The 16482-nt window shown below is 70.6% G+C and carries 7 protein-coding genes; 5 read left to right on the top strand and 2 right to left on the bottom strand.

What is annotated here, in order from left to right:
• The first annotated feature begins 1 nt into the window (after position 1).
• Together OG562_RS04915 and OG562_RS04910 are read left to right on the top strand one after the other, a co-directional pair.
• Entirely contained in the window at positions 2 to 754 is a 753-nt protein-coding gene (locus OG562_RS04915; protein ID WP_266394026.1) for an urease accessory protein UreD, read from the top strand.
• A gap of 157 nt (positions 755 to 911) precedes the next feature.
• Positions 912 to 2513, top strand: a complete 1602-nt coding sequence (locus tag OG562_RS04910; RefSeq protein ID WP_266394024.1) for an alpha/beta hydrolase — start codon at positions 912 to 914, stop codon at positions 2511 to 2513.
• 92 nt (positions 2514 to 2605) lie between these two features.
• On the opposite strand, the gene OG562_RS04905 is transcribed toward OG562_RS04910, so the two are convergent.
• Positions 2606 to 3331, bottom strand: a complete 726-nt coding sequence (locus tag OG562_RS04905; protein WP_266394022.1) for a 1-acyl-sn-glycerol-3-phosphate acyltransferase — start codon at positions 3329 to 3331, stop codon at positions 2606 to 2608.
• A gap of 323 nt (positions 3332 to 3654) precedes the next feature.
• Between OG562_RS04905 and OG562_RS04900 the strand changes: the two genes are divergently transcribed.
• From OG562_RS04900 to OG562_RS04890, 3 genes are all read left to right on the top strand, one after another.
• On the top strand, positions 3655 to 7998 hold the full coding sequence (locus OG562_RS04900; RefSeq protein ID WP_266394021.1) for a LamG-like jellyroll fold domain-containing protein: 4344 nt from the start codon (positions 3655 to 3657) through the stop codon (positions 7996 to 7998).
• A 152-nt stretch (positions 7999 to 8150) separates the two neighbouring features.
• On the top strand, positions 8151 to 14630 hold the full coding sequence (locus OG562_RS04895) for an RHS repeat-associated core domain-containing protein (protein ID WP_266394019.1): 6480 nt from the start codon (positions 8151 to 8153) through the stop codon (positions 14628 to 14630).
• A 123-nt stretch (positions 14631 to 14753) separates the two neighbouring features.
• Entirely contained in the window at positions 14754 to 15179 is a 426-nt protein-coding gene (locus tag OG562_RS04890) for a hypothetical protein (RefSeq protein ID WP_266394017.1), read from the top strand.
• Positions 15180 to 15182: 3 nt separating this feature from the next.
• Here the strand turns inward: OG562_RS04890 and OG562_RS04885 are convergent, their stop codons facing one another.
• The gene (locus OG562_RS04885) at positions 15183 to 16436 is read right to left on the bottom strand and encodes a PP2C family protein-serine/threonine phosphatase (RefSeq protein WP_266394014.1); all 1254 of its coding nucleotides are present in this window, start codon (positions 16434 to 16436) and stop codon (positions 15183 to 15185) included.
• Positions 16437 to 16482 lie beyond the last annotated feature (46 nt).

The raw sequence follows: 16482 nt of genomic DNA, 5'->3' as shown, positions 1-16482 counted from the left end.
CATGGGCGGGGTGCACGCCACCGCACGGATCGGGGCGCGCGACGACGGACGCGGCGGGACCTCCCTGCCGGTCCTGGAGAGCGACGGACCGCTCGCGCTGCGGCGCATCCGGGCCCGGGGCGGCGAGGCGCGCGTGATGCTCGTCGGGGCGATGAGCGGACCCCTGGGCGGCGACCGCTTCGCGGTGGAGGCGGACGTCGAGCGCGGCGCCCGGCTGCACGTCGGATCGGCCGCCGCCACCATCGCGCTGCCCGGGCAGGTGAAGGACGAGGCGCACTACGCCGTACGTCTCAGCGTCGCCGACGGCGGCGAACTGCACTGGCTGCCCGAGCAGTTGATCTCCGCGCGGGGCAGCGACCTGTCCGTCGTCACCCGGGCCGACCTCGGCGCCGACGCGCGGCTGGTGCTGCGGGAGGAGCAGGTGCTCGGGCGGGCCGGGGAGGAGCCGGGGCGGCTCACCAGCCGGCTCGTCGTCCGGGTGGCCGGGCGGGTCGTCCTGGACCAGGAGCTGGCCTGCGGGCCGGGCGCGCCCGGCGGCTGGGACGGGCCCGCCGTACTGGCGGGACATCGGGCCGTCGGTCAACTCGTCGTCGTACGGCCGGAGTTCCGGGACGAGCCGGTGCCCGTCCGGATGCTCGGCGACAGCGCCGCCGTCGTGCCGCTCGCCGGGCCCGCCGCCCTGGTCACCGCCGTCGCGCCGGACGCGCTGCGGCTGCGGCGGGTGCTGGACGAGGCGCTCGCGGCCTTCGGCTGACCGGTGACACGGGTGTACATCTGGCGCGAATCCGGTGAGCGGTACCTTCCTCTCCGGTTATCGGATTGGCAAAGAAGGTCAACGACACCTGTCCTCAGGCGCCTCACAGCCGCAAGGATCCCCCGTACTGACGTAACTAGGTAGGGGGAGAGCCCACTTGAGGCAGATACGACCGAACAGGCGCACCGCGGCGCTCGGCTCGGCCGGCGCACTCGTCGTCGCGACCCTGATGGCAACCGCTGTCGCGGCGCCCACGGCGAGCGCGACCAGCAGCCGTTCGGGCCAGGACCGCGAGGCGCGAGGCGCCGCGATCGCCGCGGAGCGCGCCGCCAAGGCGGGCATCGACTGGCAGGACTGTCCCGCCGACTGGGGCCTGGAGAAGCCGATCCAGTGCGGCTGGGTCACCGTGCCGCTCGACTACGCCAAGCCCAACGGCAAGAAGATCAAGCTCGCCGTCGACCACATCGGCAACACCGGGACGCCCCAGGAGCGCCAGGGCGCCCTCGTCTACAACCCCGGCGGCCCCGGCGGCTCCGGCCTGCGCTTCCCGCGCCGCGTGACCACCAACGCCCCCGTCTGGGCCAACGTGGCCAAGGCCTACGACTTCGTGGGCTTCGACCCGCGCGGCGTCGGCCACTCCGCGCCCATCTCCTGCATCGACCCGCAGGAGTTCGTGAAGGCGCCCAAGGCCGACCCGGTCCCGGACAGCGAGGCCGACAAGCTCGCCCAGCGCAAGCTCGCCCGCGAGTACGCCGAGGGCTGCGCCGAGCGCACCGGCCGCGCGATGCTCCAGCAGATGACCACGCCGAACACCGTGCGCGACCTGGACGTCATCCGCGCCGCCCTCGGCGAGAAGAAGCTCAACTACCTGGGCGTCTCCTACGGCACCTACCTCGGCGCCGTCTACGGCACCATGTTCCCGGGCCACCTGCGCCGCATGGTCGTCGACAGCGTGGTCAACCCCTCGCGCGAGAACATCTGGTACCAGGCCAACCTGGAGCAGGACATCGCCTTCGAGGGCCGCTGGAAGGACTGGGAGGACTGGGTCGCCGCCAACGACGCCGTCTTCCACCTCGGCACCACCCGCGCCGCCGTCCAGGCCAAGTGGCTCGACCTGCGCGCCACCGCCAAGAAGAACCCCATCGGCGGGCTCGTCGGCCCGGCCGAACTGATCGGCTTCTTCCAGAGCGCCCCGTACTACGACTCCTCGTGGATCCCGGTCGCCACCGTCTTCAGCAAGTACTTCGCCGGGGACACCCAGGCCCTCGTCGACGCGGCCGCCCCCGACCTGACGGACACGGCCGGCAACATCACCTCGGAGAACGGCAACGCCGTCTACACGGCCGTCGAGTGCACCGACGCCAAGTGGCCCACCAGCTGGAAGAAGTGGGACAAGGACAACACGGCGCTCAACAAGAAGTACCCGTTCATGACCTGGGCCAACGCCTGGATGAACCTGCCGTGCGCCACCTGGCCGGTCAAGCAGCAGACCCCGGTGGACGTCAAGACCCACAAGGGCCTGCCGAAGGTGCTGATCGTGCAGTCCACGCGTGACGCCGCCACCCCGTACGCCGGGGCCGTCGAACTGCACAAGCGCTTCAAGGGCTCCCGCCTGATCACCGAGCAGAACGCCGGCTCGCACGGCGTCACCAGCCTGGTCAACACCTGCATCAACCCGCGGGTGGACGCCTACCTCCTCACCGGAAAGCTGGACGTCGACGACGTGACCTGCGCCCCGCACGCCACGCCGAAGCCGTAACCGTCGTCGCCGTACGACACGGAAGGGGCGGCCGGATCACACCGGCCGCCCCTCATCCATGTCGACGTCGTCGCATACCGGTTGACGATCCCTCAGGAACGCGGCATCCGCGGGAACCTGCGCGCCTTCTCCGCCTTCGCGGCCGCCTGCTCCGCCTTGACGACGGCCGCGTACTGGTCGACGTACTCCTGCCCGGAGAGGGTCAGGATGGCGTACATGATCTCGTCGGTGACGGCGCGCAGGATCGCCTTCTCGTTCTCCATGCCCTCGTAGCGGGAGAAGTCCAGGGGCGTGCCGAAGCGGATCACCACGGGGTGCAGGGTCGGGATCACCTTGCCGGGCGGCTGCGCCTCGAAGGTGCCGATCATCGCGCAGGGGATCACGGGGACCTTCGCCCTGAGGGCCATCACCGCGACGCCGACCTTGCCCTTGTACAGACGGCCGTCGTGCGAGCGCGTGCCCTCCGGGTAGATGCCGAGCAGCTCGTCCTCGCCCAGGACGCCGAGGCCCTCGCGGATCGCCGCCTGGCCCGCCTCCTTGCCGGAGCGGTCGACGGGGATCTGCCCGGCGCTGCGGAAGAAGGTCGCGGTCAGCCGGCCCTTGATGCCGGGGCCGGTGAAGTACTCGGCCTTGGCGAGGAACGTGATGCGCCGCTTCAGCACCGCGGGGAGCAGAAAGTGGTCGGAGAACGACAGATGGTTTCCGGCGACGATCGCCGCCCCCGACTCCGGTACGTGCTCGAGGCCTTCGATCCGCGGTCGGAAGACCAGTCTCAACAGGGGGCCCAGCAAGACGTACTTGAGCACGTAGTAGAACAAGGGGTCGCTCCTCACTCCGGCGGATCGGCGGGATGGCCGCCTGACCAGGGTGCGGCTCCCGGGCGGTAGGCAGCAAGCCGCAGGGAGCCGCAAGGAGCGATCGTGCGGCCGGTCGGGGAGGCGCGCGCGGTGCTTCTCCGTCGAATCCCCACGGATCTTGCCGCAACCGTGTCGGGTCTCACATCCGCCGCGGGCGAGTCGTCGGAGATGTCGCATTAATTTCTATGGATCTTCATCGTCTTCTTACCTAGCCTCCGACATTGACCATCTTTTCTCAGTGTTTTCTCACTGAGTCGTGTTGTGAACGGTGAATACGGGGGCGCGTGTTGACGCGAAGACATGGCCGGACGCTGGCCTTGGCGCTGGCGCTGGTGACGGCCGTGGGGGTCGGGGTGACGCCGGTGACCGCGGCGGTCGCCGCCGTTCCGACGGCCCCGGTGCGGACGGGCTCGACGGCAGAGGCCTCGGCCGACGCGGGAGCGCCGACGACCACGGAAGACGCCCTGACCGAGGCGAAACGGTCCGGCAAGAGCGTAGAGGTCCGATCGCTGCGGGCCGAGAGCAGCGACGTGTACGCCACACCCGACGGAAACCTGGAGGCGCGCGAGTATCTGCGCCCCGTGCGGACCCGGGTCGGGGACGAGTGGAAGCCGGTCGACACCGACCTGGCGAAGACCTCGCAGGGGACGGTCGCCCCCGGCGCGACCACCGTCGGGCTCGAGTTCTCCGCGGGCGGCGACGCGCCGCTGGTGCGGATGGAGAAGGCGGGGCGCGAACTGGCCCTTTCCTGGCCGGGCGAGCTGCCCGCTCCCGTCCTCGACGGGGCCACGGCGACCTACCGCGACGTCCTGCCGGACGTCGACCTGCGGATGGGTGCCCAGGAGGACGGCTTCACCCAGCTGCTCGTCGTCAAGTCCGCTCAGGCGGCCGCCAGTCCGGAGCTGACCCGGCTGCGGCTGAAGCTCTCCACCGACGGCATGGACGTCCGTGAGACGTCCGAGGGCGGCCTGGAGGCCGTCGACCAGGGCGCCGGAAGCGCCGTGTTCGAGGCGCCCAAGCCCGTGATGTGGGACTCCAGCACCCAGGAGCCCGCGCAGCAGAGCGCGTCGCCGAAGCAGAGCGGCGCCCCGGCGCAGCAGAGCGCGTCGCCGAAGTCCGCGGCATCGGCGAAATCGGCGAAGTCCCTGTCGGCCGCCGCGGCCGCCGCCACGAGCGGGCCGACGGCCGCGCCGGGCGACGAGCCCGCCGCCGGGGAGTCGGCGAAGCTCGCCCCGGTCGGGGTGGACATCCCGGCCGGCGGCAGGGAACTGGTCCTGACCCCGGACGCGGACGTGCTCAAGGGCAAGGACACCACCTACCCGGTGTTCATCGACCCCCAGTGGTACTCGCCGCGCGCCGCCGCGTGGACGATGGCGTCCAAGTACTGGGCGTCGTCGCCGCAGTGGAAGTTCAACGGCGAGGACAACGCCGGCCTCGGCTACTGCGGCTGGGCCTACTGCCAGCCCAACGACACCAAGCGGCTCTTCTACCGCATCCCGGTGTCGAAGTTCGCGGGCAAGACCGTCCTCTCCGCAGAGTTCGTCGTACGGAACGTGTGGTCTGCGTCGTGCAGCGCGCGCAGCGTGGAGCTGTGGCGGACGAAGGACATCTCCTCGTCGACGACCTGGAACTCGCAGAACGCGGACGGCTTCTGGATCGACAAGCTGAAGACGGACTCCTTCGCCTACGGCTACGAGGGCTGCTCGGCCAAGGACGCCGAGTTCGACGTGAAGTCGGCCGTGCAGACGGCGGCCAACGCCAAGTCGTCGACGATGACGTTCGGCATGCAGGCCGCGAGCGAGACCGACATCTACGGCTGGAAGCGGTTCTCCGACAAGGCGTATCTGCGGGTGAAGTACAACCGCCCGCCGTCGCAGATCAAGATGTCGCAGCTCACCATGGAGTACGGCGGCACCTGCAAGAAGCCGGCCGACGCACCGCGTGTGCGCACCCTCGGCAAGATCTACGTCAACGGCGTCACGGACCCGGACGGCGACAGCGTCGGCGTGCAGATCGAGGCGGCCTGGGACTCCGGCGACGGCAAGGGAACGATCGCCCGCTGGAAGCCCGCCCGGACGGGCGCCAAGAAGTCCGGCTCGGGCTTCTCGCTCACCCTGCCCTCCTCCCTGCCCGAGAGCAAGCAGATCAACTGGTACGCGCGCAGCTACGACGGGGCGCAGTACTCCCCGTGGTCCAGCGCGGGCGATCCGACGGGCTGCTACTTCACCTACGACACCAAGGTCCCGAAGGCCCCCGCGGTCACGTCCGCCGAATATCCGGCCTCGGACCCGGAGAACCCGGACGACCCGTGGTTCGACGGGGTCGGCCAGTACGGCTCGTTCCAGCTGAAGGCCGCCGACACCGACGTGACGAAGTACTGGTTCGGCATCAACGGCGACCCCACCTCGAAGAACACGATCACCACGTCCGCGGGCGCGGCGAAGGTCGCGCAGATGCTGCCGGCCAAGGCCGGCCTCAACTTCGTCACCGCCAGGGCGTTCGACGCGGCCGGCAACGGCTCCGAGATCCGCACCTACCAGTTCCGGGTCAAGTCGGGTCAGCTGGAGCGCGCCGACTGGTCGATGGACGAGGCGGCCGGCGCCACCCAAGTGGCGGGCAGCGCGCCCGAGGAGACCGCGGCCCTGCACGGCGGCCCGACGCCGAACGTGGAGGGCAGGTTCGGCAAGGCGGTGCAGTTCGATGGCGTGGACGACTACGCCAGCACCGACCTGGCCACCGTGAACACCGACGTCAGCTTCTCCGTCTCCGCCTGGGTGAAGCTGTCCGCGATGCCGTCGGAGGCGGCGATCGTGGCCTCCCAGCGGGGCAACAACCAGCCGGGCTTCGAGCTGTACTACTCCAAGGGCTACGACCGCTGGGTGTTCAACCAGTACAGCTCCGACACCGCTTCCGCCACCCCCGTGCGGGCCATGCAGGCCGCCGCGGGCGGGGTCAAGGTCGACGAGTGGACCCATCTGGTGGGCATCTACTCCGCCGGTGAGAAGCTGCTGAAGCTGTACGTCAACGGCGCGCTGGCCGGCAGCACGGCCTACAGCACCCCGTGGAACGGCCGACGCAGCCTGCTGATCGGCGCGAGCACCCCGGGCGGCACTCCGGCGTCGTTCTTCCCCGGTGCCATCGACGAGGTGAAGACCTTCGAGAAGCCCCTGACGGCGGGGGAGGTGTCGAGCCTCTACAGCTCGAACACGAGCGGCGGGCGTCCGGCGCGCATGGTCTTCCACCTGGACGACCCCGCCGACGCGGCCGAACTGAGCGGCCGGGCGGACGTGAGCCCCGCGGTCCTCAAGGGCGGGGCCACGACGGGCGCGGCCGGGGCGGACGGCAACGCGCTGACCCTGGACGGCACTGACGACTACGCCACCACCGGCAACCCGCAGGTCAACACCACGTACAGCTTCGCCGTCTCGGCGTGGGTGAAACTGGCGAAGACCAAGCCGACGCACGCGGCGACCGTCGCCTCGCAGATCGGCAGCGTGGTGACCGGGCCGGAGCTGTACTACTCCAGCTCCTACGACCGCTGGGTGTTCAACCAGCACAGCGCCGACACCGCCGACTCCACGGTGGTGCGGGCCCTGCAACCCGAGGGCGCCACGGCCTACGGCGGTGAGTGGACGCATCTGGTCGGCGTGCAGGACACCGTGGCCGACACGCTCTCGCTCTACGTCAACGGAACGCTGGCCGGCACCACCGCCCTGCCCTCGACCTGGTACGCCGGGGGCGCGATACAGATCGGCGCCAGCGCGTACCAGGGCGTGCCCACCTCGTTCTTCCCCGGCCAGATCGACGACGTACGGCTGTTCGACCGGCCGGTGTCGGCCGACGAGGTGCAGCAGCTGTTCAAGCAGCGCGCGCTGCTCAACGCCCGCTGGAAGCTGGACGCCGTCACCGGCTCCGCCTCGCCGGACGACGCCGGCCGTACGGCCGCCCTGTCCCTGGCGGGCGGCGCGAAGATCGGCACCGGGTTCATGGAGGGCGGCCTGGAGCTGGACGGCAAGGCCGGCTACGCGAGCGCCCCGGCGGTCCCCGTCGACACGAGCGCCAGCTTCACCGTCACCGCCTGGGCCCAGGCCGCCTCGACCCCCACGCAGAACGCGGCGGTGGTCAGCGCGGAGGGGACCAGTCAGAGTCCCTTCGCGGTGCGCTTCGCCCCGGACGCGAACGACCCTGAGGGACTGGGCAGTTGGGAGATCGGGCTGCCGAACAAGGACGCCACGGACGCCACGACGGCCCGCCTGGCCAACACCGAGTTCACCGGCGTGACCGACTGGAACCATCTGGCCCTGGTCTACGACGGCTTCGCCAAGCAGGCCCGCCTGTACGTCAACGGCGTGCTCCAGGAGGCCGCGTGCGAGGACGCCGACGGTGACGGTACGGCGGACGACACCTCCTGCGAGGACCTGATCGCCTGGGGCGAGAACGTGCTGACCGTCAAGGCCGGCAAGTCGCTCCAGGTCGGACGGACGAAGGTCGGCGCCACAGGCGCCGAGTACTTCCCCGGCGTGATCGACGACGTCTGGTTCTTCCAGGGCGCGCTCGACGACAGCCAGGTCGGCGAACTCTCCGGCTCCTGGTTCGACGTGCCCACCCAGGTGCCGGCCGGCAGCTGACGCCTCCTACGGGCGGTGCGCCGGGACGACCCGAGCGCACCGCCCGTTCTCCCAGCTCACTCCGCCCTTTGGCGCACTCTGCCCTTTCAACAGCGGCGCCGCCGCCCCGCCGTACGCGGGACCGGCGCCACGCAGCGATGGACGGCATACGCATGAGACGCAAACCTCCACGTTTCTCTCCCACAGCCCTGCACCGACCGGTGTCCCTGGTCGTGTCGGCCCTGATGCTCGGCGGACTGATCCAGGCCGCCGCCTCTCCCGCCGCGGCCGCCGGCGGCCACCCCCTGCCCGGTGTGCCCAAGGCCGACAAGGCGGTCCCCGGCGCCGACGGCGTCAAGGTCAAGCCCCGCACCCTCACCGACGGTCCCAAGACGCCGGGCAAGGCGCCCAGGAGCTCCTGGCCCAAGGCCGGCACGGCCACCGTCGAACTGCCCGAACGCACGACGAAGAAGGCCCCCGCCGCCCAGCGGGCCGGTGCACTGCCTCTGACGATCGCCCCGGCGAAGCAGGCGCAGCAAGCCGCCCAGGGGACGGTCGAGGCCGCCGTACGAGGCCGCGCTCAGGCCGAACGCGCCGGAATCGACGGCCTGTTGTTCACCCTGGAGGCCAAGGCCAGCGCCAAGGCCAGCGCCAAGGACAGCGCCAAGGACAGCGCCAAGGCCGGTCCGCAGGGCGTCACCCGGTCCGGCACCGCGCCGACCGCCGCCGGCAAGGTCGCCGTCACCGTCGACTACGCGGACTTCGCGCAGGCCTACGGCGGCGGTTACGCCTCCCGGCTGCACCTCGTGCAGCTGCCCGCCTGTGCCCTGACCACCCCCGCCAAGGAGGCGTGCCGCAAGGCCACCCCGGTCGCCGCCCGCAACGACACCGACCGGCGGACCCTCACCGCGAACACGGTGAGCCTGCGCGCCGGCGGGCTGACCGTCCTGGCCGCGGCCGCCGAGACCGGCGGCGAGAAGGGCGACTTCAAGGCCACCTCCCTCTCCCCGTCGGCGACCTGGACCACCAACCTCAACACCGGTGACTTCACCTGGTCGTACGACATGCCCGTGCCCGACGTGCCCGGCGACCTCACGCCGGACGTGGGCCTGGACTACTCCTCGGCCTCGATCGACGGCCGCACCGGAGGCACCAACAACCAGGGCTCCTGGGTGGGCGACGGCTTCGACCTGTCGCCCGGCTTCATCGAGCGCCGCTACAAGCCCTGCGCCGACGACGGCGAGAAGCACGCCGACGGCGCCAAGCCGGGCGACCTGTGCTGGTCCTACGACAACGCCTACGTCTCCTTCAACGGCAAGGGCGGCGAGCTCGTCCCGGCCGGCAAGGACGAGTTCAGGTTCAAGCAGGACGACGGCACCCGCATCGTCCGGCTGGCCGACACCGCCCGCGGCAACGGCGACGACGACGGCGAGTACTGGCGGCTGACCACCCCCGACGGCACCGCCTACTACTTCGGCTACCAGAGGCTGCCCGGCTGGACGAGCGGCAAGGAGACCACCGACTCCACCTGGACCGTGCCGGTCTACGGCAACAACGCGGGCGAGCCCTGCCACGCCTCCGACTTCGCCGGATCCTGGTGCCAGCAGGCCTGGCGGTGGAACCTCGACTACGTCGTGGACACCCACGGCAACGCGATGGGCTACCACTACGTCAAGGAGGCCAACTCCTACGGCCGCAACCTCAAGGCCGACGACGACACCCCGTACACCCGCGGCGGCTACCTCGAGCGCATCGACTACGGGCTGCGCTCCACCCGGATGTTCGCCGACAAGCCGTCGGCCCAGGTCGTCTTCGACAACGCCGAGCGGTGCCTGCCCCAGGACGGCGTCACCTGCGCCGTGGACACCATCGACGCCAAGGCGTCCTACTGGTACGACACACCGTGGGACCTCAACTGCAAGGCCGACGCCAAGTGCGACGACGGCCGCCTCTCGCCCTCCTTCTGGACGCGCAAGCGGCTGGCCGGAGTCACCACCCAGCTCCTGAAGTCCGACGGAACCTACGGCAAGGTCGACTCCTGGAAGCTCGGCCACCGCTGGGGCATGGCCGACACCGACTACCAGCTGCTCCTCGACAGCGTGCAGCACACCGGCCACACCGGCACGACGCCGATCACCCTGCCGAAGACCACCTTCGCCTACACCCAGCTGGCCAACCGGCTGGACAGGATCGGCGACGGGTACGCCCCCTTCATCAAGGCACGACTGTCCACCGTGGCGGACGAGTCGGGCGGCCAGATCGACGCCACCTACTCCGCGCCCGTCTGTGACGCGGACGCCCTGCCGACCCCGCAGACCAACACCACGCGCTGCTTCCCGCAGTACATCGGCGGCGACAGCACCGACGCCCCCGACCGCGAGTGGTTCAACAAGTACGTCGTCACCTCCGTCGTCGCGACCGACCGCACCGGCGGCGCCCCGGACCAGGTGACCGCCTACGAGTACCTCGACGGGGCCGCCTGGCACTTCGACGACGACGACGGCCTCACCAAGGAGAAGTACAAGACCTGGTCGCAGTGGCGCGGCTACGGTCACGTCCGGGTGAAGAACGGCGGCCAGGGCGGCGCGGCTGCCATGAAGTCGCAGGAGGAGCACTACTTCCTGCGCGGCATGGACGGCGACCGCAAGGACACCACGGGCGGCGCCAAGTCCGTGACCGTCTCCCTCGACTCCGGTGAGGGCGACCCGATCACCGACCACGCGTCCGCCGCGGGCCTGGAGTACAAGTCCGTCGTCTTCGACCAGCCCGGCGGCAAGGCTCTCGCCAAGACGGTCAACCGGCCCTGGCACCACGAGACGGCCAAGAAGACCCGTGACTGGGGCACCGTCACCGCCGACTTCACCGGCGTCTCCGACAGCCAGGCCTGGACCTCCCTGGACGACGGCGCGGGCGTCAAGTGGCGCACCACCTCCAGCTCCGTCACCCATGACACCGTCGCCGGCCGGGTCACCCAGGTCGACGACCGCGGCGACACCGCCACGGCGGCCGACAACCAGTGCGTCCGCACCACGTACGCCACCAACACCGACAAGAACATCCTGCTCCTGCCGTCCCGGGTGGAGACCGTCGCCAAGGCCTGCGACGCCACCGTCGACCGGAGCAAGGACGTCATCGACGACATCCGCACCGCCTACGACGGCGGCGCCTACGGCGCGGCGCCGACCAAGGGCGACGCCACGGCCACCGCGCCCCTCAAGAGCCACAACGGCACCAAGGCGACCTACCTGGAGGCCGGCGCCACCTACGACGACTACGGACGCGAGCTGGCGATCACCGACCTGACGGCCGACTTCACCGTCACCGGCGACGCCGCGCCCGTGCGCACCGCGCGCACCGACGGCCGTACCACCACGACGGCCTTCGTCCCGCCCACCGGACTGCCCACGCAGACCAAGACCACCACCCCGCCGGCGAACCCGGCCGACGCCGCCACCGCCCAGACCACCGTCAAGGACCTCGACCCGCTGCGCGGACTGCTCCTGAAGCAGACCGACACCAACGGCAACGTCAGCAACTACGCCTACGACGCGCTCGGCCGCTCCACCAAGGTCTGGCTCGCCGACCGCGCCACGAGCGGCGTGCCGACGTACGAGTTCGCCTACACGGTCACCGAGGGCAAGCCCGTCGCCGTCGCGACCAAGCTGCTCAACAACGAGGGCGGCCAGATCACGTCGTACAAGCTCTACGACGGCTTCCTGCGGGAGCGGCAGTCCCAGGCCCCGGGCCCGGACGGCGGCCGGATCATCTCCGACGTCTTCTACGACGAACGGGGTCTGACCGCCAAGACGTTCGCCCCGTACTACAGCACCGGCAGTCCCGTCACCGAGCTGTTCAAGCCCGCCGACGCGCTGTCCGTGGAGAGCCAGACCCGCACCACGTTCGACGGTCTGGGCCGCGCGGTCGAGGAGAAGCAGATCGCGGGGAACGGCGACGGAGGCACCGTCCTCGGCATCACGAAGACGATCTTCGCCGGCGACCGCACCACCGTGATCCCGCCGGTCGGGGCCACCACCGTCACCACCCTCACCGACGCCCGCGGCAACGTCACCGAACTGCGCCAGCACCAGGCACGGGCGCCCGAGTCGGCCTACGACTCGACCCTGTACGACCACACCCCGTCGGGCGAGCTGCTGAAGGTCACCGACCCGGCCGGCAACAGCTGGAGCCACACCTACGACCAGCGCGGCAACCAGCTCTCCATCACCGACCCCGACAAGGGGCGCACCGACACCAAGTACGACGACCGCAACCAGGTGATCTCCAGCACCGACGCGAACGGCACCCTCTTCAACGCCTACGACGGACTGGGCCGCAAGACCGAGCTGCGCGAGGGATCCGCCACGGGCAAGCTGCGGGTCAAGTGGACCTACGACACGGTGGCCGGCGCCCAGGGCCAGCTCGCCGAGTCCACCCGTTACGTCGGCGACGCCGCGTACACCACCTCGGTCACCGCCTACGACAAGCTGTACCGGGCCACCAAGACGGCGACCGTGATCCCGGCCGCCGAGGGCGCGCTCGCCGGCACCTACCAGTCCGGCACCGCCTACAAGCCCTCCGGCCTGGTCGCCTCGCTCAGCTACTCCGCGGCCGGCTCCCTGCCGGGCGGCTCGGTCAGCTACACCTACGAGGACCAGACCCTGCGGCCGATCTCCGTCTTCGGCCAGGGCATGACCTCCTCGGCCACCTACAGCAAGACCGGCAAACCGCTGGTGTACACCCTCGGGCTGACCAGCGGCGGCAAGAAGACGCAGGTCACCAACACCTACGAGTACGGCACCCAGCGCCTGGCGACCACCCGCGTGGACCGCGAGGAGCAGACCGGAGTCGACCAGAACGTCACCTTCCGCTACGACGAGGCCGGCAACGTCCTCTCCCTGAACGACGTCTCCCGCACCGGCACCGACAACCAGTGCTTCACCTACGACTACCTGCGCCGGCTGACCGAGGCGTGGGCGCAGGGCGACCAGACCTGTGCCGCCGCTCCGTCCGCCGCCAAGCTCGGCGGCCCGGCCCCGTACTGGCAGTCGTACACCTATGACAAGGCCGGCAACCGGCTGACCGACACCCAGCACCACACCGGAGGCGACGCGACCAAGGACGTCAAGCGCTCCTACGAGTACCCCGCCCCGGGGACGGCCAAGGCCCACACGCTGACCTCGGTCACCACCCAGGCGCCGGCCGGGACGACCAAGACCGACTACAAGTACGACCTCATAGGCAACACCACCGACCGCGGCAAGCAGCACCTGGACTGGGACGCCGAAGGGCTCCTCGCCAAGGTCACCGAGCCCGTCGACGGCAAGCCGGACAACGTCACCGAGTACCTGTACGACGCCAACGGCAACCGGCTGATCTCCCGCACCGGCGCCCGCACCACCCTGCACCTCGGCCACACCGACGTCACCCTGGACAAGGGCGCGGCCAAGGCCAAGGCGACCCGCTACATGGACCTCGGCAGCGGCAACCAGGCGATCCGCGCCGACGACGGCACCTTCTCCTTCACCCTCGCCGACCACCACGGCACCGGCCTGCTGGCCGTCGCCGCGACGGACCTGGCCCTCACCCAGCGCCGGGTCCTCCCGTTCGGCGGCGCCCGCGGCGCCGCTCCGGCCGCCTGGCCGAGCACGCGAGGCTTCGTCGGCGGCATCGACGACACCAAGGACACCGGTCTCACCCACCTGGGCGCCCGCGAGTACGACCCGGGGACCGGCCGGTTCCTCTCCGTCGACCCGGTGATGAACCTGTCCGACCCGCAGCAGATGCACGGCTACACCTACGGCAACAACAACCCGCTGGTGTACGCCGACCCGGACGGCAAGTTCTTCGGCTTCCCGAGCATCTTCAAGGCGCTGCAGAAGGCCATCGGCAAGCTCCTCAGCAAGATTCCCAACAAGAACCCGGGCCTCACGCGGCCCAGGGCGCAGGTGCCGGCGGTCAGCAACAAGGGCCTGTCGGGGGCGCTGGCGCAGATCTATGCCAAGCCGGTCGCGAAGCAGGTCATGGGCGACGGCAAGATAGCGACGGCGATCATCTACGAGTTCAACAACGGGAAGCGGCTCCCCGGCAAGAAGGAACTGCACATGCAGAACGGATGGGAGACGATGGCGGGCCTGTCGGACGTTCTGGAAAAGGACCGAAAGGCCCGGGAAACGGGGAAGAACACGCAGAACCTGCTGTCCGACTCGGACCTGGCCGTCGCCAAGGCCGAGGCCAAGGAACTGTGGGACGCGCTGAACTCCCGAGACGTCACGGGAAACATCAACAAGATGGTCAACAGTGACCCGGGAATGAAGGGCGCCATCAAGAAGGGCTTCTCCAGCGTGGTGAAGACGCCCGCCGTCAAGGACCTCACGGGGCAGGCGTTCGAGCCGGTGCCGTACAAGACCCCGAAGGCCGTCGGCGCGCCCACCCGCCTGCGCGGCTTCTCCCGCACCCTCGGCATCGCCGGCGGCCTCCTCCAGGTGGCCCAGGCTCCCACCTACGTCAGGGAGTACGGCTGGGGCCGAGGCGCCTGGGAGATGTTCAAGGACGTCGTCGACCCCCTCGGAGTGAGTGACTCCACGGTCGACCCGTTCGTCGAGCAGGGTGGGGGATCATCGATCTGCGACCCGTCGAGCGGCAACTGCGCCTGACACTCGCCGAGCACGGGGGCCTGCCGCGCACCATGCGCGCCAGGCCCCCGTTCCGTGTCCCGCACCACCACGACAAGACGCCGAACCGGAAAGACGAACCAGAAAGACGAACCGGAAAGACAGATGAACGAAATCCCCTTCGACGAGGTTCCCTCCCTTCTGCTGCGCACCGTTCCCGAATCCGCGGAGTTCATCGCCGAGAAGTACCAGATGGCGGCGGAAGCGGCCGTTCTGACCGAAGACGCGGCCCTGGACCTGTACTCGGTGCTGGCCGAGTGCTTCACGACGCCGGTGCTGATGCCGCAGCTGGAGAGTCCGGCCCCGGACACGGAACTGCTGCGGCGCTGCTGGGACTTCGTGGAGCGACTCACGGAGCACTCCCTGGAGAGCGTCCGGGGCGCCGCCTACTTCCAGGTCCTCGAACAGCTCCTGAACGCCGACGGCCTGGTGGAGGCCGCCTGGCCGTACATGAAGGAGCGGACCCGGGCACGCACCCTCACGATGCTGAACTTCTACGGCGTCTACCTGTCCGGCATCAACCGGCGGTAGGACTCACAGCCGTACCACCACCAGGGCCGTGTCGTCGGTCGCGCCGCCGGGCGGCAGAAGCTCCAACAGGACGGCGTCCGCGAGGGTTTCGGGGTCGGCGTCCCGGTGCCGGGCCAGGGCGTCGGCGAGCCGGTTCAGGCCCGTGTCGATGTCCTCGTGCCGCCGTTCCACCAGACCGTCGGTGTACAGCGCGAGGGTGGCGCCGTCGGCGAAGGAGGTGCACGCCTGCGGCCGGGGGACCGGGGCGGGGCGGGCGTCGAGCGGCGGGTCGGTGGCCTGGTCGAGGAACTCCACCCGGCCGTCGGCGTGGACGAGCACCGGCGGGGGATGGCCGGCGCTGCTGTAGGTGATCGTGTGGTGGTCGAAGTCGATGAACGTCGTCACCGCGGTGGCCGACTCCGCGCCGTCCACCACGTTCGCGTACCGCCCGAGGACGTTCAGGGCCTCCGCCGGCCCCTCGGCGACCCGGGAGGCGGCGCTGAGCGCGCTGCGCAGCTGGCCCATCACCCCGGCGGCCTCCAGGCCGTGCCCGACGACGTCCCCGACCGACACCCCGATACGGTGGCCGCCGACCAGGTCGACCAGGTCGTACCAGTCCCCGCACACGTTCAGCGCGCCGACCGCCGGCCGGTAGCGCACCGCCGCCCGATGGTGCCCGACCCCTCGGCCGGCGGGCAGCATCGCCTCCTGCAGGGCGAGGGCCACCTCGCGCTCGCGGGCGTGCGCCAGCCGCAGCCGCTCGTTGAGCTCCTGGAGCTCACGGGCGCGCGTGTACAGCTCGGCCTCCAGGACCCGGCCCCGGGGCCCGGCCTTGCCCCCGGCCCCGCCTCCGCCGCGGCGGCCCCGGGCGCGGATCAGCTCGGTGACCTCCTCGACCCGGTGCACCAGCAGCACCACCGACCCGTCCGGGTCCAGCACCGGCGCGTTGACCGTGCTCCAGTAGCGCTCCTCCCACTCCCCGGGCCGCTCGGCCGACTCGACGTCGTAGCGCTGCAGGGCCATGGCGTCCCGTTCGCCGGTGGTCACCACCCGGCGCAGCGAGGCCGCCAGATTGCGGATGCCGTTCGCGGCGGGGTCGTTGGGGTTGTCCGGGAAGACCTCGAAGAGATGCCGGCCGACGACCTGCTCGCGCATGCGACCGGCCCCGCGCAGGTACTCCTCGTTGACCTCCGTGTACCGCAACTCGGGCGTCAGCAGCGCCACCATGCCGGGCAGGGCCTGGAACACCGCTGCGTAGTCGATCGCCGAGTCGTTCATGGCCTGCGCCCCATCCGCCGGTACCGCTCCATATCCGCCGGTATTG

Source organism: Streptomyces sp. NBC_01275 (assembly GCF_026340655.1).
Taxonomy (GTDB): domain Bacteria; phylum Actinomycetota; class Actinomycetes; order Streptomycetales; family Streptomycetaceae; genus Streptomyces.
Note: the sequence above shows the minus strand (reverse complement) of the source record. Positions and strands in the feature narration are given on the sequence as shown.